Consider the following 22168-nt stretch of genomic DNA (forward strand, 5'->3'; position numbering starts at 1 on the left):
GGCGGACCGTCATCCGCTTCGGCCAGGGAATGTGGAGCACACCATGAGCGAGTCCGATCACCTGCCACTCGCCGTCGTCGGCATGGCCTGCCGCTACCCCGGCGGAGTCCGGTCGCCGGAGGACCTGTGGCAGGTCGCGGTCACCGGGCGCGAGGTACTGTCGCCCTTCCCCGGTGACCGCGGCTGGAACCTCGACTCCCTGCACGACGACGACCCCGGCCACCCGGCGACCAGCTACGTCGACCGGGGCGGCTTCCTGGACGACGTCGCGGGCTTCGACCCCGGCTTCTTCGGGATCTCGCCGCGTGAGGCGCTGGCCATGGACCCGCAGCAGCGGCAGCTGCTGGAGGTCGCCTGGGAGGCGGTGGAGCGGGCCGGACTCGACCCGCTCAGCCTGCGCGGCAGCCGCACCGGGGTCTTCGTCGGCGGCGAGCCCCGCGAGTACGGCCCGCGCCTGTACCAGGCACCGGACGGCATCGAGGCGCACCTGCTCACCGGCACCACGACCAGCGTGATGTCCGGCCGGATCGCCTACTCCCTGGGACTGCACGGCCCGGCCCTGACCGTCGACACCTCCGCCTCCAGCTCCCTGGTCGCGCTGCACCTCGCCGCCCAGGCGCTGCGCCACGGCGAGTGCTCGCTGGCGCTGGCGGGCGGGGTGTCGGTGATGGCCACCCCGGGCAACTTCGTCGCCTTCAGCCGACTGCGGGGCCTGGCCCCGGACGGCCGCTGCAAGGTGTTCTCCGCCGACGCCGACGGCACCGCCTGGTCCGAGGGCGTCGGCCTGCTCGTCCTGGAACGGCTGTCCGACGCGCTGCGCAACGGCCACCAGGTGCTCGCCGTGGTGCGCGGCACCGCGATCAACTCCGACGGCGCCAGCGACGGCCTCACCGCGCCCAACGGCGCGGCCCAGGCCGCCGTCATCGCACAGGCGCTCGCCAACAGCGGGCTGACCAGCGACGACATCGACGCGGTGGAGGCCCACGGCACTGGCACCCCGCTCGGGGACCGCACCGAGGCCCGCGCCCTGGCCACCGGCTACGGCAGCGGACGGCCGACCGAACGCCCGCTGCTGATCGGCTCGGTGAAGTCCAACATCGGACACACCCAGGCCGCCGCCGGGGTGGCCGGAGTGATCAAGACGGTCATGGCGCTGCGGCACGGCCTGCTTCCGGCCTCGCTCCACATCGGCGACCCCAACCCGCACGTCGACTGGGCCGCCTCCGGACTGCGGCTGCTGACCGACGCCCAGCCGTGGCCCGAGACCGGCCGGGCCCGCCGGGCCGGGGTGTCGTCCTTCGGACTCAGCGGCACCAACGCCCACGCGGTGCTGGAACAGGCCCCCGCCACGGACACCGCCGCCGATACCGCCGCACCGGCGGACGGGCCGACCGCCTGGCTGCTCTCCGGCCGCTCCGCGACCGCGCTGGCCGGCCAGGCCGCCCGCCTGGCCGCCCGGGTCGCGGCCGCACCCGAGGCCGCCCACCTGGCGGACCTCGCCTGGTCGCTGGCCACCACCCGGACCGCGTTCGACCACCGCGCGGTCATCGTCGGCACCGGCCCGGACGCACTGACTGCGGGCCTGGACGCGCTGGCCACCGGCCGCCCCGCGGCCGGAGTGGTCACCGGCACCGCCGAACCCGCCGCCGCGCCCGGCCGCAAGGTCGTGTTCGTCTTCCCCGGCCAGGGCACCCAGTGGCTGGCCATGGGCCGCGAACTGGCCGAGACGTCACCGGTGTTCGCTGCCCGGCTGGCCGAGTGCGAGCAGGCGCTGGCGCCGTACCTGGACTGGAACCTGCACGAGGTGCTCACCGGCGCCGACGGCGCACCCGGCCTCGACCGGGACGACGTGGTCCAGCCCGCCCTGTTCGCGATGATGGTCTCGCTGGCCGCCGTCTGGCAGGCCGCCGGGGTCGCCCCCACCGCCGTGGTCGGCCACAGCCAGGGCGAACTCGCGGCGGCCTGCGTCGCCGGGATCCTCACCCTGGAGGACGCGGCCAAGGCGACCGCGCTGCGCAGCCGCCTGGTGCGGACCCTGGCCGGGTGCGGCGGCATGCTCTCGATCGCCGAGCCGTCCGAGGCCGTCGCCGCCCGCCTGGAGCCGTACCCGGACCAGGCCGTGATCGGTGTCGTCAACAGCCCCGAGGCCACCGTCATCAGCGGCGACCACGCCGTGCTGGAGCGGATCGCCGCCGACTGCGAGCGCGACGGCGTCCGGACCAGGACCGTTCCGATCGACTACGCCTCGCACAGCCCGAGGATGGACGCGGTCCGCGAGCAACTGCTCGACGCCCTCGGCGGGATCGTCCCCGCCGCCGGTGCCGTGGCGATGGTCTCCGCGGTCACCGGCGAGTTCATCGACGGCACCGAGGTCGACGCCGAGTACTGGCACGCCAACCTGCGTCGGCCGGTCCGGTTCGCGCAGGCCGTCGGCACGCTGGACCGGGCCGGGTACGACGTCTTCGTCGAGGTCTCCCCGCATCCGGTGCTGACCGGCGCCATCAACGCCACGCTGGAGCACACCCGGCGCCAGGCCGAGGCCGACACCGGCGCTGCCGCTGACACCGGCAGCGCGCTGCTGCGCTCGGCCCCGGTGGTCACCGGAACGCTCCGCCGGGACGCGGGCGGCCAGGACCGGATCCTCACCGCGCTGGCCGAGGTCCACGTCCAGGGAGTACCGGTGGACTGGGCGGCGGTGCTGCCTGCCGCCCGCCGTGTCGACCTGCCCACTTACGCCTTCGAGCACCAGCGCTTCTGGCTCGACTCCGGCAGCGGCCCGGTCGCCGCCGCCGGACCGCTGGCACAGGCGTCCAGTACCGCTGCCGTCGGTGCGGGCGGCCTGCGCGAGCGGATCGCCGGCCGACCGGCCGCGGAGCAGGTCCAGCTGCTGCTGGAGCTGATCCAGGCGCACGCCGCCGCCGTCCTCGGCGAGCCCACGCCCGAGGCCGTGCAGCCGGGCCGCACCTTCAAGGAGACCGGCTTCGACTCGCTGGCCGGGGTGGAACTGCGCACCCGGCTGAACACCGCGACCGGGCTGCGGCTGCCGACCACACTGATCTTCGACTACCCGACTCCGGCCGCGCTCACCGGCTTCGTCCGGGCCGAACTGCTCGGCGCCGCCGACGCCCCGACCGCTCCGGCGGTCACCGCCGCGCCCGCCGACGAACCGATCGCGATCGTCGCCATGAGCTGCCGCCTCCCCGGCGGCGTGGACGACCCGGAGAGCCTGTGGGAGCTGCTGGCCGCCGGTGGGGACGCGATCGGGGACGTCCCGACCGACCGTGGCTGGGACCTCGGCGACGACGCCACCGCCGCACTGCGCGGCGGATACCTCTCCCACGCCGCCGACTTCGACCCGGCGTTCTTCGGGATCTCGCCGCGTGAGGCGCTGGCGATGGACCCGCAGCAGCGGCTGCTGCTGGAAACCTCGTGGGAGGTGCTGGAACGCGCCGGGATCGACGTCGAGCGGCTGCGCGGCTCGGCGACCGGCGTCTTCATCGGCGCCGCCGCCTCCGGCTACGGCGACGGCGGACCCCGGGAACTGGAGGGGCACCTGCAGACCGGGCGCGCCACCAGCGTGCTCTCCGGCCGGGTCGCCTACACCTTCGGCCTCGAAGGCCCGGCGGTCACCGTCGACACCGCCTGCTCCTCCTCCCTGGTGGCGCTGCACCTGGCCGCGCAGTCCCTGCGCGGCGGGGAGTGCACACTGGCGCTCGCCGGTGGCGTCACCGTGCACGCCACCACCTCCTGGCTGACCTGGTTCACCCGGCAGCAGGGGCTGGCCTCGGACGGCCGCTGCAAGGCCTTCTCCGCCGACGCCGACGGCATGGGCATGGCCGAGGGCGCGGGCGTGGTCCTGCTGGAGCGGCTCTCGGACGCCCGTCGCAACGGGCACCGGGTGCTTGCCGTGGTGGCCGGGACAGCGGTGAACCAGGACGGCGCGTCCAACGGCCTGACCGCCCCGAACGGCCCCTCCCAGCAGCGCGTCATCCGGGCCGCCCTGGCCAGCGCCCGGCTCGACGCCGCCGACGTGGACGCGGTCGAGGCCCACGGCACCGGAACCATGCTCGGTGACCCGATCGAGGCCCAGGCCCTGCTCGCCACCTACGGACAACAGCGCGACACCGAGCGGCCGTTGTGGCTCGGCACGGTGAAGTCCAACATCGGGCACACCCAGTGGGCGGCCGGAGCCGCCGGGATCATCAAGATGGTGCTGGCACTGCAACACGCCCAGCTCCCGCGCACCCTGCACGCCGACGCGCCCTCCCCGCACGTGGACTGGTCCTCCGGCGCGGTCCGTCTCCTGACCGAGTCGACGCCCTGGCCGGAGACCGGCCGTCCGCGCCGGGCCGGGGTCTCCGCGTTCGGGATCTCCGGTACCAATGCCCATGTGATTCTGGAGCAGGCGCCGGTGGAGGTTTCTGCGGTTGTGGGTGGGGGTGTGGAGTCGCCGGTGGTGCCGTGGTTGTTGTCGGCGCGGGATGGTTCGGGGTTGGTGGCGCAGGCGGGTCGGTTGCGTGAGTTCTTGTTGGCGCGGCCCGAGTTGGGTCCGGTGGATGTGGGTTGGTCGCTCGCCACGACCCGTACCGTCCTGCCCGAGCGGGCGGTGCTGGTGGGTGCCGGTCGGGATGAACTCCTTTCTCAGCTTGGGGAGTTGTCGGGGGCCTCGGTGGTTGGTTCGGTTGGTCGGGTTGGGTTTGTGTTTGCTGGTCAGGGTGCGCAGCGGGTGGGGATGGGGCGGGGGTTGTATGCGGCGTATCCGGTGTTCGCGGAGGCGTTTGATGCGGTGTGTGCGGGGTTGGAGGAGCATCTTGGTGGTTCGGTGAGTGCGGTGGTGGATGGTGGTGTTGGTTTGGATGACACGGTGTGGGCGCAGGCGGGGTTGTTTGCGGTGGAGGTGGCGTTGTTTCGGTTGTTGGAGTCGTGGGGTGTGGTTCCGGGGGTGGTGGCTGGTCATTCGATTGGTGAGTTGGCGGCTGCGTTTGTGGCGGGGGTGTGGTCGCTTTCGGATGCGTGTGCGGTGGTGGCGGCGCGTGGGCGGTTGATGCAGGGGTTGCCGTTGGGTGGGGCGATGTTGTCGGTGGGGGCGGGTGAGGGTGTGGTGCGTGAGGTGGTGGCGGGGTTTGAGGGTGTGGGTGTGGCGGCGGTGAATGGTGTGGATGCGGTGGTGGTGTCGGGGGTGGAGTTGGGGGTTGCGGGTGTGGAGGCGGTGTTTGTGGGGCGTGGGGTGCGGGTGCGGCGGTTGCGGGTGTCGCATGCGTTTCATTCGGTGTTGATGGAGCCGATGTTGGCGGAGTTTGCGGGGGTGTTGGGGTCGGTGTCGTTTGGTCGGCCGGTGATTCCGTTGGTGTCGACGTTGACGGGTGGGTTGGTGGTTGATGAGTTGTTGGATCCGGGGTATTGGGTGCGGCAGGTGCGTGAGGCGGTGCGGTTTGGTGATGCGGTGGGGGTGTTGCGTGGGGGTGGTGTGCGTACGTTTGTGGAGTTGGGTCCGGATGGGGTGTTGTCGGGGTTGGGTTCGGTGGGTGCTGGTGAGGGTGAGGTGTGGTTGCCGTTGTTGCGGCGGGGTCGTGATGAGGTGGGGTCGTTGGTTGCGGCGGTGGGTGAGTTGGGTGCGCGTGGTGGTGAGGTGGATTGGTCGCGGTTCTTCGCGGGGACCGGTGCGCGGCGGGTGGACCTGCCCACGTACGCCTTCACCCGCCAGCGCTACTGGCTGGACGCCGCCGTCGGCGGGCAGCCCCGGGACATCGGGCTGACCGCGTCCGGGCATCCGCTGCTCGGCACCGTGGTCGAACTGCCCGCGAGCGGCGGCCTGGTGCTCACCGGACGGCTGTCGCTGGCCGCCCAGCCGTGGCTCGCCGACCACGTCGTCGCCGGGCAGATCGTCGTCCCCGGGGCCGCCCTGGTCGAGATGGCTATCCGGGCCGGGGACGAGACCGGCTCCGCCCGCTTGGCCGAGCTGGTCATCCAGGTGCCGATGGTGCTTCCGGCACGCGGTGGGATCCAGGTCCGGTTCACGGTCGGCGAACCCGACCCGCAGGGGGACCGGGAGTTGGCCGTCCACTCCCGGCCCGAGGACGGCACAGGACCGTGGACCAGCCACGCCACCGGCGTACTGGCCCCGGCCGAGGCCCCCGCGCCGACCGAGGTCGACGCCGCCGCGGCGCTGCTGGCCTGGCCGCCTTCCGGGGCGGTCACCGAGGAACTGACCGACCTCTACCCGGCGTTGGCCCGGACCGGACTGCCGTACGGACCGGCGTTCCAGGGGGTGCGCCGGGCCTGGCGGCGCGGCGAGGAGATCCTGGTCGAGGTCGGGCTCGGCGAGGGCACCGAGGTCGCGGGCTTCGGCCTGCACCCGGCCCTGCTCGACGCCGCGTTGCAGCTGCTCGCCGCCCCCACCGGTGACGGCGCCCCCGGGCCGCTGCTGCCGTTCGCCTGGACCGACGTGGTGGTCCACGCCACCGGTGCCTCCACGGCCCGGGTCCGGATCGCCCCCGCCGCCAGCGGCGAGGGGATGTCGCTGCTGCTGGCCGACGAGAGCGGCGGCCTGATCGCGACCGCCGGATCGCTGGTACTGCGCCCGCTTCCGGCGGCGGTACCGGGCGCGTCCGTGGCCGCGGAGGCGCTGTTCGAGCTCGACTGGGTCCCGGCACCCGCCGCCACCACCGCCGCCACCGCGCCGGGCCGCTGGGCTGTGCTCGGCGGCGACCACCGGGCCGCCCCGACCGGGGCGACCGGCTACGCCGACGTGGCGGCCCTGGTCGCGGCCGTCGCCGCAGGGGCTCCGGTCCCCGACGCTGTCCTCTTCCGGCCCCGGTACGACGCCGACCCGTCCGACCTGGCCGCGGGCGTCCGGGGGACCACCCTGGACGCCCTGCCGGTGGTCCAGGAGTTCCTGCTGGCCGAGGAGTTGACCGGGTCCCGGCTGCTGGTGGCGACCGAGCGGGCGGTGGATGCCGGGGCCGTGGACGTCGACGTCACCGCCGCCGGGGTGTGGGGACTGGTCCGCGTGGCCCAGTCCGAGCAGCCGGACCGCCTCGTCCTGATCGACCTCGACGAGTCCGCCGACGCGGACACCCTGACCGGCGCCGTGGCCTGCGGCGAGCCGCAACTCGCGCTGCGAGCCGGGCAGTTGCTGGTACCGCGACTGACCCGGACCGGCTCCGGCCTGACCATCCCGGACGGCCTGACGCCGCAGGACAGCTGGCGGCTGGAGTGGACCGAGCGCGGCACCCTGGAGAACGTCGTGCTGGCGGCCACCGGATCCGGCCGCCGACCGCTGGCGGCCAACGAGGTCAGGGTCGGCCTGCGCGCGGCCGGAGTGAACTTCCGGGACGTGCTGAACGTCCTCGGCATGTACCCCGGTGACCCCGGCCTGCTCGGCCTGGAGGGCGCGGGCGTGGTGCTGGAGACCGGCCCGGAGGTCACCGGGCTGCGCCCCGGCGAGCTGGTGATGGGCCTGTTCTCCGGTGCCTTCGGCCCGGTCGCGGTCACTGACGCGCGGCTGCTGGCACCGGTACCGGCCGGATGGACGCCGGCCGAGGCCGCCGCCGCCCCGGTGGTCTACCTCACCGCGTGGCACGCCCTGGTGGGCCTGGCCGGGCTGCGGGCCGGTGAGTCGGTACTGATCCACGCCGCCGCCGGTGGAGTCGGCTCGGCCGCCGTACAACTGGCCCGGTACCTGGGCGCCGAGGTGTTCGGCACCGCCAGCCCGGCGAAGTGGCCGCTGCTGCGTGCGGCCGGACTGGACGACGCGCATCTGGCCTCCTCGCGCACGACCGAGTTCGAAGCGTCCTTCGCGTCCGGCATCGACGTGGTGCTGGACTCGCTGGCGGGCGAGTTCGTGGACGCGTCGCTGCGCCTGGCCGCCGGTGCCGGTGGCCGGTTCATCGAGATCGGCAAGACCGATATCCGGGACGCCGAGCAGGTCGCCCGCGACCACCAGGGGCTGGCCTACCAGGCGTTCGACCTGCTGGAACTCGACCCGGAGCAGATCGCGGAGATGTTCGCCGCGCTGTCCGGGCTGTTCGCCACCGGGGTACTGGCGCCGCTGCCGGTGTCCTGCTGGGACGTCCGCCGGGCCCCTGAGGCGTTCCGCTACCTGAGCCAGGCCCGCAACATCGGCAAGGTCGTGCTGACCATGCCCGCCCCGGCTCTCGCCGCCGCCGAATCCCGGGGGACCACGCTGGTGACCGGGGCCTCCGGAGCCCTGGGCGGACTGATTGCCCGTCATCTCGCAGCAGAAGAAGGCGAGTTGCTGCTGCTGTCCCGGCGTGGACCGGCGGCTCCGGGGATGGGCGCGCTCGCCGCCGTGCTGGCCGGTCTCGGCGCGGGGGTGCGCCTGGTCGCCGCCGACGCGGCCGACCACGACGGACTCGCCGCCGTGCTCGCGGCCGTGCCCGCCGAGGCGCCGCTGCGCGCGGTCGTGCACGCCGCCGGGGTCCTGGACGACGGCGTCATCCAGGCGCTGACCCCGGCCCGGATCGACGCGGTGATGCGGCCCAAGGTCGACGGTGCCTGGAACCTGCACCGGCTCACCCGCCACCTCGACCTGGACCGGTTCCTGCTCTTCTCCTCGGTGTCCGGGCTGTGGGGCAACCCCGGCCAGGCCGGGTACGCCGCCGCGAACACCTTCCTGGACGCCCTGGCGGGGTACCGGCGCCGGGCCGGTCTGCCCGGTACCTCACTGGCGTGGGGCCCGTGGCAGCTCGGCGAGGCCGCCACCGGCGGCATGGCGGCGACCATGGCCGAGGCCGACTGGCAGCGGATGGCCCGGCAGGGCCTGGCCCCGCACACCGGCGCCGACGGCCTGGCCCTGCTGGACGCCGTCGCCACCCTCGGCCAGGCGCTGCTCGTCCCGGCCCGGCTCGACCTGCGCTCCGGCGCCGGGCACCCCGCGCTGCTGTCCGGCCTGACCGCCCCGGCCGCCGCCGGACGCGCCCGCCGCGCCGTCGGCTCCGCTCGGGCGGAGGGCCGGGGCGGCTTCGCCGAACGGCTGGCCGCGCTGCCCGAGGCCGACCGCGACGAGGCCGTCCGCGACCTGGTCCGGGCCCAGACCGCGCTGGTCCTGGGCATGGCCGGGCCGGAAGCGGTGGTGGCCACCCGCACCTTCCGCGACCTCGGCATCGACTCGCTGACGGCGGTCGAACTGCGCAACCGGCTGCACACGGTCACCGCACTGCGGCTGCCGGCCGGCGTCGTCTTCGACTACCCGACCCCGACCCTGCTCGCCGCCTTCCTGGGCACGACCCTGCTGGGAACCGCCGCCGCTCCCGGCGCGGCGACGGTCCACCCCCGGGCCGGGCTGACCGACGACGACCAACTGGTGATCGTCGGCATCGGCTGCCGGTTCCCGGGCGGGATCAACTCCGCCGGGGAGTTCTGGGACCTGGTCGCCTCCGGCACCGACGCGGTCGGGCAGTTCCCGCAGGACCGAGGTCCGCTCTGGGAGGGCGTCTTCGACCAGGAGCCGCACGGCGACCAGCACGCGCAGATGGGCGCCTTCCTCTACGACGCCGGGGACTTCGACGCGCAGTTCTTCGGGATCTCGCCGCGTGAGGCACTGGCCATGGACCCGCAGCAGCGGCTGCTGCTGGAGGCGTCCTGGGAGGCACTGGAGGACGCCGGGATCGACCCCGGCACCCTGAACGGCAGCTCGACCGGCGTGTTCGCCGGGCTGATCTACCACGACTACGGCACCGGCGCGGCACTGCCGGACGAGGTCCAGGGGTACCTGAGCACCGGCGGCTCCGGCGGCGTCGCCTCCGGACGGGTGGCGTACGCGCTGGGCCTGGAAGGCCCCGCCGTGACCGTGGACACGGCCTGCTCCTCGTCGCTGGTGGCGCTGCACCTGGCCGCGCAGGCGCTGCGGTCGGGGGAGTGCAGCCTGGCCCTGGCCGGGGGCGTCACGGTGATGGCGACCCCCAGCACCTTCCAGGAGTTCGCCCGGCAGCGCGGTCTGTCCGCCGACGGCCGGTGCAAGGCGTACGCGCAGTCCGCCGACGGCACCGGCTGGGGCGAGGGCGTCGGCGTCCTGGTCGTCGAGCGGCTCTCGGACGCCCGTCGCAACGGGCACCGGGTGCTTGCCGTGGTGGCCGGGACAGCGGTGAACCAGGACGGCGCGTCCAACGGCCTGACCGCCCCGAACGGCCCCTCCCAGCAGCGGGTGATCCGCACCGCGCTGGCCGGTGCCGGACTGCGCCCGACCGACGTGGACGTGGTCGAGGGCCACGGCACCGGCACCCGACTGGGTGACCCGATCGAGGCCGAGGCGCTGATCGCGACCTACGGTCAGGGCCGGGAGACCGATCGCCCGGTGCTGCTGGGTTCGGTGAAGTCGAACATCGGCCACACCCAGGCGGCGGCCGGGGTGGCCGGGATCATCAAGATGGTGCAGGCGATGGCGCACGGCGTGGTCCCGGCCACGCTGCACGTGGACGCCCCGTCGTCCCAGGTGGACTGGGAGGCAGGCGCGGTCCGACTGGTGACCGAGTCGACGCCCTGGCCGGAGACCGGCCGTCCGCGCCGGGCCGGGGTCTCCTCCTTCGGTTTCTCCGGTACCAATGCCCATGTGATTTTGGAGCAGGCGCCGGTGGAGGTTTCTGCGGTTGTGGGTGTGGGTGGGGGTGTGGAGTCGCCGGTGGTGCCGTGGTTGTTGTCGGCGCGGGATGGTTCGGGGTTGGTGGCGCAGGCGGGTCGGTTGCGTGAGTTCTTGTTGGCGCGGCCCGAGTTGGGTCCGGTGGATGTGGGTTGGTCGCTGGTCACGGCGCGGTCGGCGCTGTCGGAGCGGGCGGTGTTGGTGGGTGCCGGTCGGGATGAACTGCTGTCCCAGCTTGGGGAGGTGGTGAGTGGTTCGGTGGTTGGTTCGGTTGGTCGGGTTGGGTTTGTGTTTGCTGGTCAGGGTGCGCAGCGGGTGGGGATGGGGCGGGGGTTGTATGCGGCGTATCCGGTGTTCGCGGAGGCGTTTGATGCGGTGTGTGCGGGGTTGGAGGAGCATCTTGGTGGTTCGGTGAGTGCGGTGGTGGATGGTGGTGTTGGTTTGGATGACACGGTGTGGGCGCAGGCGGGGTTGTTTGCGGTGGAGGTGGCGTTGTTTCGGTTGTTGGAGTCGTGGGGTGTGGTTCCGGGGGTGGTGGCTGGTCATTCGATTGGTGAGTTGGCGGCTGCGTTTGTGGCGGGGGTGTGGTCGCTTTCGGATGCGTGTGCGGTGGTGGCGGCGCGTGGGCGGTTGATGCAGGGGTTGCCGTTGGGTGGGGCGATGTTGTCGGTGGGGGCGGGTGAGGGTGTGGTGCGTGAGGTGGTGGCGGGGTTTGAGGGTGTGGGTGTGGCGGCGGTGAATGGTGTGGATGCGGTGGTGGTGTCGGGGGTGGAGTTGGGGGTTGCGGGTGTGGAGGCGGTGTTTGTGGGGCGTGGGGTGCGGGTGCGGCGGTTGCGGGTGTCGCATGCGTTTCATTCGGTGTTGATGGAGCCGATGTTGGCGGAGTTTGCGGGGGTGTTGGGGTCGGTGTCGTTTGGTCGGCCGGTGATTCCGTTGGTGTCGACGTTGACGGGTGGGTTGGTGGTTGATGAGTTGTTGGATCCGGGGTATTGGGTGCGGCAGGTGCGTGAGGCGGTGCGGTTTGGTGATGCGGTGGGGGTGTTGCGTGGGGGTGGTGTGCGTACGTTTGTGGAGTTGGGTCCGGATGGGGTGTTGTCGGGGTTGGGTTCGGTGGGTGCTGGTGAGGGTGAGGTGTGGTTGCCGTTGTTGCGGCGGGGTCGTGATGAGGTGGGGTCGTTGGTTGCGGCGGTGGGTGAGTTGGGTGCGCGTGGTGGTGAGGTGGATTGGTCGCGGTTCTTCGCGGGGACGGGTGCGCGGCGGGTGGAGCTGCCCACGTACGCCTTCACCCGCCAGCGCTACTGGCTGGACGCCGCCGTCGGCGGGCTCGACCCGGCTGGTCTCGGCCAGTCCAGGGCCGCGCACCCGCTGCTCGGAGCGAGTACGACCATGGCTGCCGGTGGCCTGATGCTCACCGGTCGGCTGTCACTGCGGTCCACGCCGTGGCTGGGCGAGCACGTGGTGGCCGGACGGGTCGTCGTCCCCGGCACCGCCCTGGTCGAGATGGCGATCCGGGCCGGGGACGAGACCGGGCAGACCCGGCTCGCCGAGCTGGTGATCGAGGCGCCGCTGCTGCTGCCCGCCGACGGCGGGACCAGGATCCAGGTCACCGTCGAGGCGGCCGACGAGGCCGGGCGCAGCGCCGTCAGCATCTACTCCCAGCCGGAGGCTTCGACCACGCTCAACGGTCCGGTCCGGTGGACCCGGCACGCCACCGGCGTCCTGGCCGCTGCCGCTGGCGCCGCCGTAGCCGGGGAGCGGACGGCGGACAACGCCGTGCCGAGCGAGTGGCCCCCGGCCGGGGCGGTCGAGCAGCAACTCGACGGATTTTACCCGGCGCTGGCCGAGGCCGGTCTCGGCTACGGTCCGACGTTCCGCGCGGTACGCCGGGGCTGGAGGCGCGGCGACGAGGTCTTCGCCGAGGTGGCGCTCGGCGAGGGCACGGCCGTCGCCGGGTTCGGCATCCACCCGGCGCTGCTGGACGCCTGCCTGCACCTGGTCGGCCTGCCGTCGGACGCGGCGGCGACCGGCAGCGGTCCGCTGGTCCCGTTCGCCTGGACCGACGTCGTCGTCCACGCCACCCACGCCGACACCGTCCGGGTCCGGCTGGCCCCCGCCGAGGCGGGTGACGGACTGTCGGTCACCCTGGCCGATGCGTCCGGCGCGCCGGTGGCGTCCGTGGGCTCGCTGGTGCTGCGGGCGCTTCCGGCCGCCGGGTTCGACGGTGATCCGGCGTTCGACACGGAGGCGCTGTTCGAGGTCGGCTGGCTCCCGGTCCGCCTCGACGACGTCAACGAGCCCGAAACGCCGGCCCGTTGGGCGGTGCTGGGTACCGCGCCGAAGCTGGACCTGGACCTGCCCGGTGCGGCCCGCTACGCCGACCTGGCCGGGCTGCGGGCGGCGGTCGCGGCCGGGGCGGCGGCGCCCGAGGTGGTGCTGCTGCCGGTGGCGTCCGGGGCGGAGCAGGACCCGGCCGACGCGGCCCGCGCGCTGGCCACGGCCGTGCTCGGCTCGGTGCAGGACTGGCTGGCCGCCGACGACCTGGCCGAGGCCCGGCTGCTGGTGGTCACCCGGCGGGCGGTGGACGCCGGTCCCGGCGCGGTGCCGGACCCGGCCTCGGCGACGGTGCAGGGGCTGCTGCGGGTGGCCACGGCGGAGAACCCTGGCCGTTTCGTGCTGGCCGACATCGACGAGCCGATCGGCGCCCCCGCCCTGCTGGCCGCCGGAATGGGCCTGGGCGAGCCGGAGTTCGCCGTCCGGCAGGGCGAGCTGCGGCTGCCCAGGCTGGGCCGCCCGGCCGCCGCGCTGCCGGTGCCCGCGCGGACCGGGGACTGGCGGCTCGACTTCACCGAGCGCGGCACCCTGGAGAACCTGGTGCTCACCCCGGCCGGGGACCGCCGGGCGCCGCTCGCACCCGGCGAGGTACGGGTGGGGCTGCGGGCGGCCGGGGTGAACTTCCGGGACGTGCTGAACGTCCTCGGCATGTACCCGGGCGACGCCGGGCAGCTGGGCCTGGAGGGCGCCGGTACCGTGCTGGAGACCGGCCCCGGGGTGACCGGGCTGAAGCCGGGCGACCGGGTGATGGGCCTGTTCACCGCCGCCTTCGGGCCGACGGCGGTCACTGACGCGCGGCTGCTGGCCCCGGTCCCGTCAGGCTGGACGCTGACCGAGGCGGCAGCGTCCCCGGTGGTCTTCCTGACCGCCTACTACGCCCTGGTGGACCTGGCCGGGCTGGCCGGGGGCGAGAGCATCCTGGTCCACGCCGCCGCCGGTGGTGTCGGCATGGCCGCCGTGCAACTGGCCCGGCACCTGGGCGCCGAGGTGTTCGGCACCGCCAGCCCGTCCAAGTGGCGGGTGCTGCGGGAGCTCGGCCTGCCGGACACGCACCTGGCCTCGTCCCGGACGCTGGACTTCGAGCAGGGTTTCCGGGCCGCGACCGGCGGCGCCGGAGTGGACGTGGTGCTCGACTCGCTGGCCGGGGAGTTCGTGGACGCCTCGCTGCGGCTGGCGGCCGGTCCCGGCGGCCGGTTCGTGGAAATGGGCAAGACCGACATCCGCGAGCCGCGGCAGGTCGCCGCCGACCACGACGGCCTCGGCTACCAGGCCTTCGACCTGTTCGACACCAGCGCGGACCGGATCGCGGAGATGTTCGCGGTCCTCTCCGAGCTGTTCGCCGCCGAGGCGCTGCGTCCGCTGCCGGTGGCGGCCTGGGACGTCCGCCGGGCGCCTGAGGCGTTCCGCTACCTGAGCCAGGCCCGCCACATCGGCAAGGTGGTGCTGACCATCCCCGCGCCCGCCGAACCGGCCGGCACGGTGCTGGTCACCGGCGCGTCCGGGGCGCTGGGCGCGCTGGTCGCCCGGCACCTGGCCGACCGGCACGGCGTACGCTCGCTGGCGCTGCTCTCCCGGCGCGGACCGCAGGCCCCCGGCGCGGCCGCGCTGGCCGCCGACTTGGCCGGGCGCGGCGTCGCCGTCCGGGTCAGCGCCGCCGACGTGGCCGACCGGGAGCAGCTGGCCGGGATACTGGCCGGGCTGCCGGTCACGGCCCCGCTGCGCGGGGTGGTGCACGCGGCCGGGCTGCTGGACGACGGCGTGGTCGGCTCGCTGACCCCGGAGCGGGTCGGCGCGGTGCTGCGGCCCAAGGTCGACGGCGCCTGGCAGCTGCACCAGCTGACCCGGGACCTGGACCTGGACCTGTTCGTGCTGTTCTCCTCGATCGCCGGGATCTGGGGCAACCCGGGGCAGGCCAACTACGCGGCGGCGAACACCTTCCTGGACGCGCTGGCCGCCCACCGCCGGGCCCAGGGGCTGCCCGCGGTCGCGCTGGCCTGGGGCCCCTGGCAGCAGCGCGCGGGGATGACGGCGGCGCTGAACCAGGCCGACTGGGAACGGCTCAGCCGCTCCGGGACGCTGCCGCTGACCGAGAGCGAGGGACTGGCGCTGCTGGACGCCGCCGCCGCGACCGGCAAGGCGACACTGGTCCCGGTCCGGCTCGACCCGACGGCCCTGGCGGCGAGCGGTGAGACCGCTCCGCTGCTGTCGGCGCTGGTGCGCCGCGGCACCCGGCGCAAGGCCGGTGCGGTCGGCACCGCGAGCACCGCGAGCAGCGGGAGCAGCGGCAACGCGCTCGCCGGTCAGCTGTCGGCGCTGTCGGCGGCCGAGCAGGAGGCGGCGCTGCTGGACCTGGTGCACGCGCAGGCGGTACTGGTGCTGGGACTGCCCGGAACCGAGGCGATCAACACCAGGGACACCTTCAAGGACCTGGGCGTGGACTCGCTGACCGCGCTGGAGCTGCGCAACCGCCTCAACAGCGTCACCGGCCTGCGGCTGCCCGCCACGCTGGTCTTCGACTACCCGACGCCGACCGACCTGGCCGGGCAGCTGCGGACCGAACTGGTCGGCGCGCCGCAGGCCGACCCCTCGGCCGTGGTCGGGGCGCCGCCCGCCGCCGCCTCCGCTTCCGTTTCCGGCGAGGACGAGTTGGTGATCGTGGGCATGGGCTGCCGGTTCCCCGGCGGTGTCGGCTCCGCCGCCGAGTTCTGGCAGCTGCTGGTCGACGGCACCGACACGGTGTCCGGCTTCCCGCAGGACCGGGGCCCGCAGTGGAGCAGCGTGGTCGACCGGGACCCGGCCGCCACCGGCAAGAGCTACGCCTCCGAGGGCGCCTTCCTGTACGGCGCGGGCGAGTTCGACGCGCAGTTCTTCGGGATCTCGCCGCGTGAGGCGCTGGCGATGGACCCGCAGCAGCGGCTGCTGCTGGAGACCTCCTGGGAGGCACTGGAGGACGCCGGGATCGACCCGGCCTCGCTGCACGGCAGCGACACCGGCGTGTTCGCCGGGCTGATCTACCACGACTACGGGATCGGCGGCGGGACGCCGGGCGAGGTCGAGGGGTACGTCAGCACCGGTACCTCCGGTGGCGTGGCCTCCGGCCGGGTGGCCTACGCACTGGGCCTGGAGGGCCCGGCGGTCACCGTCGACACCGCCTGCTCCTCCTCACTGGTGGCGGTGCACCTGGCGGCGCAGGCGCTGCGCTCCGGCGAGTGCACGCTGGCGCTGGCCAGCGGTGTGACGGTGATGGCGACCCCGGGCACCTTCGTGGAGTTCTCCCGGCAGCGCGGCCTGGCCGCCGACGGCCGCTGCAAGGCGTACGCGGAGGCGGCGGACGGTACCGGCTGGGGCGAGGGCGTCGGCGTCCTGGTGCTGGAGAAGCTGTCCGACGCGCGCCGCAACGGGCACCGGGTACTGGCGGTGCTGCGCGGCAGCGCGATGAACCAGGACGGCGCGTCCAACGGCCTGACCGCCCCGAACGGTCCCGCGCAGCAGCGGGTGATCCGGTCGGCGCTGGCCGGCGCCGGACTGCGGCCGGGCGACGTGGACGTGGTCGAGGGCCACGGCACCGGCACCCGGCTCGGCGACCCGATCGAGGCGCAGGCGCTGCTCGCCACCTACGGCCAGGACCGCGAGGCCGGGCGTCCGGTGCTGCTGGGTTCGGTGAAGTCGAACATCGGTCACACCCAGGCGGCGGCCGGGGTGGCCGGGATCATCAAGATGGTGCAGGCGATGGCGCACGGTGTGGTCCCGGCCACGCTGCACGTGGACGCGCCCTCCTCGCACGTGGACTGGTCGACCGGCGCGGTGCGACTGGTCACCGAGCCGACGGCCTGGCCGGAGACCGGCCGCCCGCGCCGGGCCGGGGTGTCCTCCTTCGGCTTCTCCGGGACCAACGCCCACGTGATCCTGGAGCAGGCGCCGGAGCAGCCGGTCCCCGAGCGGGCGGCGACTCGGCCGCTGCCGGTGGTGCCCTGGCTGGTCTCCGCGCGCAGCCGGGCCGGACTGGCCGCCCAGGCCGCCCGGCTGGCCGCGTTCGTCTCGCACCCGGACACCGCAGGCCCGGACACCGCAGGCCCGGACACCGCCGACGCGCTCGATCCGGCCGACGTCGGGTGGTCGCTGGCGACCACCCGGTCCGGACTGTCGCACCGGGCCGTCGTCGTCGGCGGCAGCACGGACGAGCTCCGAACCGCACTCACCGGCCTGGCCGAGTCGCTCGCGGACGAGACGACGACACCGCTGCCACTGCCGCCGGGCGCGGTCACCGGGACCAGCGGTGCGCTCGGCAAGCTCGGCTTCGTGTTCACCGGCCAGGGCGCGCAGCGAGTGGGCATGGGGCGGGAGTTGTACGCCGCCTATCCGCTGTTCGCGGAGGTGTTCGATGCGGTCTGTGCCGGGTTGGAGGAGCACCTGGACGGGTCGGTGAGTGCCGTGGTCCAGGGCACCGCCGGGTCCGTGGATGACACGGTGTGGGCGCAGGCGGGGTTGTTCGCGGTCGAGGTGGCGCTGTTCCGGCTGCTGGAGTCGTGGGGGGTTGCTCCGGCGGTGTTGGCCGGGCACTCCATCGGCGAGTTGGCCGCCGCGCACGTGGCCGGGGTCTGGTCGCTGGCCGACGCCTGCGCGGTGGTCGCGGCTCGGGGCCGGTTGATGCAGGCGCTGCCGACCGGCGGCGCGATGCTCGCGGTCTCCGCCGCCGAGGACGAGGTGCTGACCGCCCTCGCCCAGTACCCGGGGGTCGGGATCGCCGCCGTCAACGGCCCGGAGGCGGTCGTCGTGTCCGGCCCGGAGGCCGCCGTCGACGCGCTCGCCGAGCAACTGTCGGCCGAGGGCCTGCGGGTACGGCGGCTGCGGGTGTCGCACGCCTTCCACTCGGCGCTGATGGAACCGATGCTGGCCGACTTCGCGGCGGTGGCCCGGTCCGTCTCGTACGCCGCGCCGCGGATCCCCCTGGTGTCCACCCTCACCGGCGCGCCGGTCAGCGGTGAGCTGCGGGATCCGGAGTACTGGGTGCGGCAGGTGCGCGAGCCGGTCCGGTTCGCCGACGCCGCCGCCGCGATGCGGCAGGCAGGGGTGAGGACCTTCGTCGAGATCGGCCCGGACGGCGTCCTGTCCGCGCTCGGCCCGCAGTCCGCGCCGGACGCCGTGGACGCGGAACCCGCCTCGGCCGACGCCGAGTTGTGGGTCCCGGTGCTGCGCCGCAACCGGGGCGAGGCAGCCGCTCTGGTCACCGCCGTCGGCCAGCTGCACGCCCGCGGCGGGGCCGTCGCCTGGGCCGCGGTCTTCGCCGACAGCGGGGCCGACCGGGTGCCGCTGCCGAGCTACGCGTTCACCCGGCAGAGCTACTGGCTCAACCCCGGCAGCACCCTGGTCGACGCCGCCGGTCGGGGCTTCGAGTCCTCGGACCACCCGCTGCTGGGCGCCGCGCTGGACCTCTCCACCGGCGGCGGCCTGGTGCTCACCGGACGGCTGTCGCTGGCCGCCCAGCCGTGGCTCGCCGACCACGTGGTGGCCGGACAGGTGGTGGTGCCCGGCGCGGCCCTGGTCGAGATGGCGATCCGAGCCGGTGACCAGGCCGGATGCGCCCGGGTCAGCGAACTGGTGATCCAGACCCCGCTGCTGCTCTCCGGTCAGGACGCGGTCCGGATCCAGGTCGCGGTGGCCGCGCCCGGACCCGAAGGCGACCGGGACGTCACCATCCACTCCCGCCGCGAGGACGACCCCGGGGCCTGGACCCCGCACGCTGCGGGCGTCCTCAGCGCCGGTCCGGAGCAGCCCCTGGCAGAGACCGCCGACCTGGCCGCCTGGCCGCCGCCGGACGCGGTCGCCGAGGAACTGGACGGCTTCTACCCGGCGCTGGCCGACACCGGGCTGGCCTACGGGCCGGTCTTCCGGGGCGTCCGCGCGGCCTGGCGCCGTGGCGACGAGGTCTTCGCCGAGGTCGCCCTCGGCGACGGCCTGCCGGTGGACGGCTTCGGCCTGCACCCGGCCCTGCTCGACGCCGCGCTGCACCTGATGGGGACGGCCTACCCGGCCGAGGACCGGCGCGGCCCGCTGCTCCCGTTCGCCTGGAGCGACGTCGACCTGTACTCCACCGGCGCGGTCGCGGCCCGGGTGCGGCTGGCCCCGGCCGCCACCGGCGAGGGCATGTCGGTGACCCTGGCCGACGGCGGCGGCGCGCTGGTCGCCTCGATCGGATCGCTGGTGCTGCGCGCGCTCCCGACCGGATCCGCCGACGGCGGCGCCCAGTTGGCGCAGGAGGCGCTGTTCGAGCTGGACTGGATCCCGGCCCCGGCCGGGCAGCTCGCGCCGGAGGCCGCCACCGAGGGCTGGGCGGTCCTCGGCAGCGCCCTGGACCTGCCCGGAGTGCCTTGCTACCGGGATGTCGAGGCCCTGGTGGCGGAGCTCGGCGAGGCCGCGCGAACGGTGATCCTGCCCTGCGGCCTCCGCACGGGCGAAGCCGAGAGCGACCACACGCTCGCCCCGGCCGAGACGGTCCGGGCGACCACGGTGGACGTGCTCGCCGTGGTCCGGGCCTGGCTGGCCGCGCCGGAACTCGCGGGCTCACGGCTGGTACTGGTCACCCGGCAGGCGGTCGACGCCGGGGCCACGGCCGTCGATCTCGCCGGGTCGGGCGTCTGGGGCCTGGGCCGGGTCGCCGCCGCCGAGAACCCCGACCGGATCGTGCTGGTGGACGTGGACCCGCAGACCGACGTCCGGGCGGCCCTGATGACGGCGCTCGCCGCCGGTGAGGGACAGGTCGCGGTCCGGGCCGGTCAGCCGCTGGTACCCCGGCTGACCCGGGCGACCACCGGCCTGGCACTGCCGGACGACCCCCAGCCGCAGGACAGTTGGCGGCTGGAGTGCACCGGCCGGGGCACCCTGGAGAACCTGGCGCTGGTCCCGGTCGACGCCGGTACCCGCCCGCTGGGCGCGGGTGAGGTGCGGGTGGGGTTGCGTGCGGGTGGGGTGAACTTCCGTGATGTGTTGAATGTGTTGGGGATGTATCCGGGGGATGCGGGTTTGTTGGGTCTTGAAGGTGCCGGGGTGGTGTTGGAGGTCGGTGCCGAGGTTTGCGGGTTGCGGCCCGGGGACCGGGTGATGGGTCTGTTCTCCGGTGCCTTCGGCCCGGTCGCGGTTACTGACGCGCGGTTGTTGGCGCTGGTTCCGGCGGGATGGACGTTGGCCGAGGCTGCGGCTGCGCCGGTGGTCTACCTCACTGCCTGGTATGCGTTGGTGGTGCTGGCGGAGCTGCGGCGGGGTGAGTCGGTGCTGATCCATGCTGCTGCCGGTGGTGTGGGTATCGCCGCTGTGCAACTGGCCCGGTACCTGGGCGCGGACGTGTTCGGCACGGCCAGCCCGGCGAAGTGGCCGGTGCTGCACCGGCTCGGGTTGTCCGGCGCGCGTGTGGCCTCCTCGCGGACGGTGGAGTTCGAGGAGGCGTTCCGGGCCGCGACCGGTGGTGCTGGGGTGGACGTGGTGCTCGACTCGTTGGCCGGGGAGTTCGTGGACGCTTCGCTGCGGCTCGCCGCTGGGGTGGGTGGCCGGTTCGTGGAGATGGGCAAGACCGACATCCGTGAGTCGCGGCAGGTGGCTGCTGATCATGACGGGCTGTCCTACCAGGCTTTCGATCTGCTCGACTGTCATCCGGACCTGATCGCCGGCATGTTCGCGGAGCTGACCGACCTGTTCGCGAAGGGCGTGCTGCGGCCGCTGCCGGTGGCGGCGTGGGATGTGCGCCGGGCGCCGGAGGCCTTCCGGTACCTGAGCCAGGCCCGCAACATCGGCAAGGTCGTACTCACCGTGCCGACCGCGCCCCGGGGCGGCACGGTGCTGGTGACCGGCGCGTCCGGGGCCCTCGGCGGGCTGCTGGCCAGGCGGTTGGCCGCCACCGGCAGCGCCGAATCGCTGCTGCTGCTCTCCCGCCGGGGACCGGACGCCCCCGGCGCGGCCCGGCTCGCGGCCGAGCTCGCCGAGTCCGGCGTCCAGGTCCGGGCCGTGGCCGCCGACGCCGCCGACCGGGCCGGACTGGCCGCGGTGATCGCCGCCGTCGGCGAGGAGGCACCGCTGCGCGGCGTGGTCCACGCGGCCGGGGTACTGGACGACGCGGTCATCGGCTCGCTCACCCCGGCGGCGGTCGAGCGGGTGCTGCGGCCGAAGGTGGACGGCGCCTGGAACCTGCACCAGCTCACCGCCGAAATGGAGCTGGACCTGTTCGCGCTCTTCTCCTCGATCGCCGGGATCTGGGGCAACCCGGGCCAGGGCAACTACGCGGCGGCCAACGCCGCGCTGGACGCCCTCGCCGCCACCCGCCGCCGCGCCGGGCTGGCCGCCACCTCACTGGCCTGGGGGCCGTGGGAGCTCGACCCGGCGGTCACCGGCACCACCGGCGGCATGGCCGGAACCCTGTCCGACGCCGACCGGCAGCGGCTGCGCCGCCAGGGCTTCGCGCCGCTGACCGCCGCCGACGGCCTGGCCCTGCTGGACCTGGTGACCGGCACGGCCACCACCGGCGGTCACACCCCGGGAGCCGGCCGGGCGCTGCTGGTCCCGGCCCGGATCGACCGCGCCGCGCTGCGCGACCACGGCGGCGTGGGACTGCCGCCGGTGGCCGCCGGACTGGTCACCAAGGCCGCGTCCGGACCGGCGCGGCGGACCGCCGGTACCGGCGTCGGCGGTGCGGACGACAGCGTCGCGCGGCTCACCGCGCTGGCACCGGACGAACGGGAGAAGGCGGTTCGGGAGCTGGTGGTCGCCCAGGCGGCGCTGGTGCTCGGGCTGCCCGGAACCGACGCCGTCCAGATCGGCCGCTCCTTCCGGGAACTCGGCTTCGACTCGCTGACCGCGGTCGAACTGCGCAACCGGCTCGGATCGGCGACCGGGCTGCGGCTCGGCGCGGCCGTGGTCTTCGACCACCCCACCCCGGACGCGCTGACCACCCACATCACCCGGCAGCTGGGCGGATCCGCCGCCGATGAGAACAGCGTGCTCCAGGCGTTCTCCGGCCTGGAGAAGATCGAATCCGCCCTGGCCCGGATCCTCCAGGACGACGCCGCGAGGAGCCGGGTGACGGCGCGGGTGCAGGACCTGCTCTCCGCGCTGCGCGTGGCCGACACCGTCGACACCGCCGAGGAGGTCTCGGTCGCCGACCGGCTGGAGACGGCCGGTGACGACGACATCTTCGCCTTCATCGACCAAGAGCTTGGGCTTTAAAGAACTTAAGGGCTTGAGAGCCTAGGGAAA

Annotated in this window: 1 protein-coding gene; it reads left to right on the forward strand. The window is 74.4% G+C overall.

Annotated elements, in window-relative coordinates:
* The first annotated feature begins 43 nt into the window (after nucleotides 1–43).
* Nucleotides 44–22138, forward strand: coding sequence for a type I polyketide synthase (locus GXP74_RS40430; protein ID WP_225448018.1), 22095 nt, complete (start codon nucleotides 44–46; stop codon nucleotides 22136–22138).
* Nucleotides 22139–22168: the final 30 nt, after the last annotated feature.

The organism is Streptacidiphilus sp. P02-A3a (genome assembly GCF_014084105.1).
In the GTDB taxonomy this organism is placed as follows: Bacteria; Actinomycetota; Actinomycetes; order Streptomycetales; family Streptomycetaceae; genus Streptacidiphilus.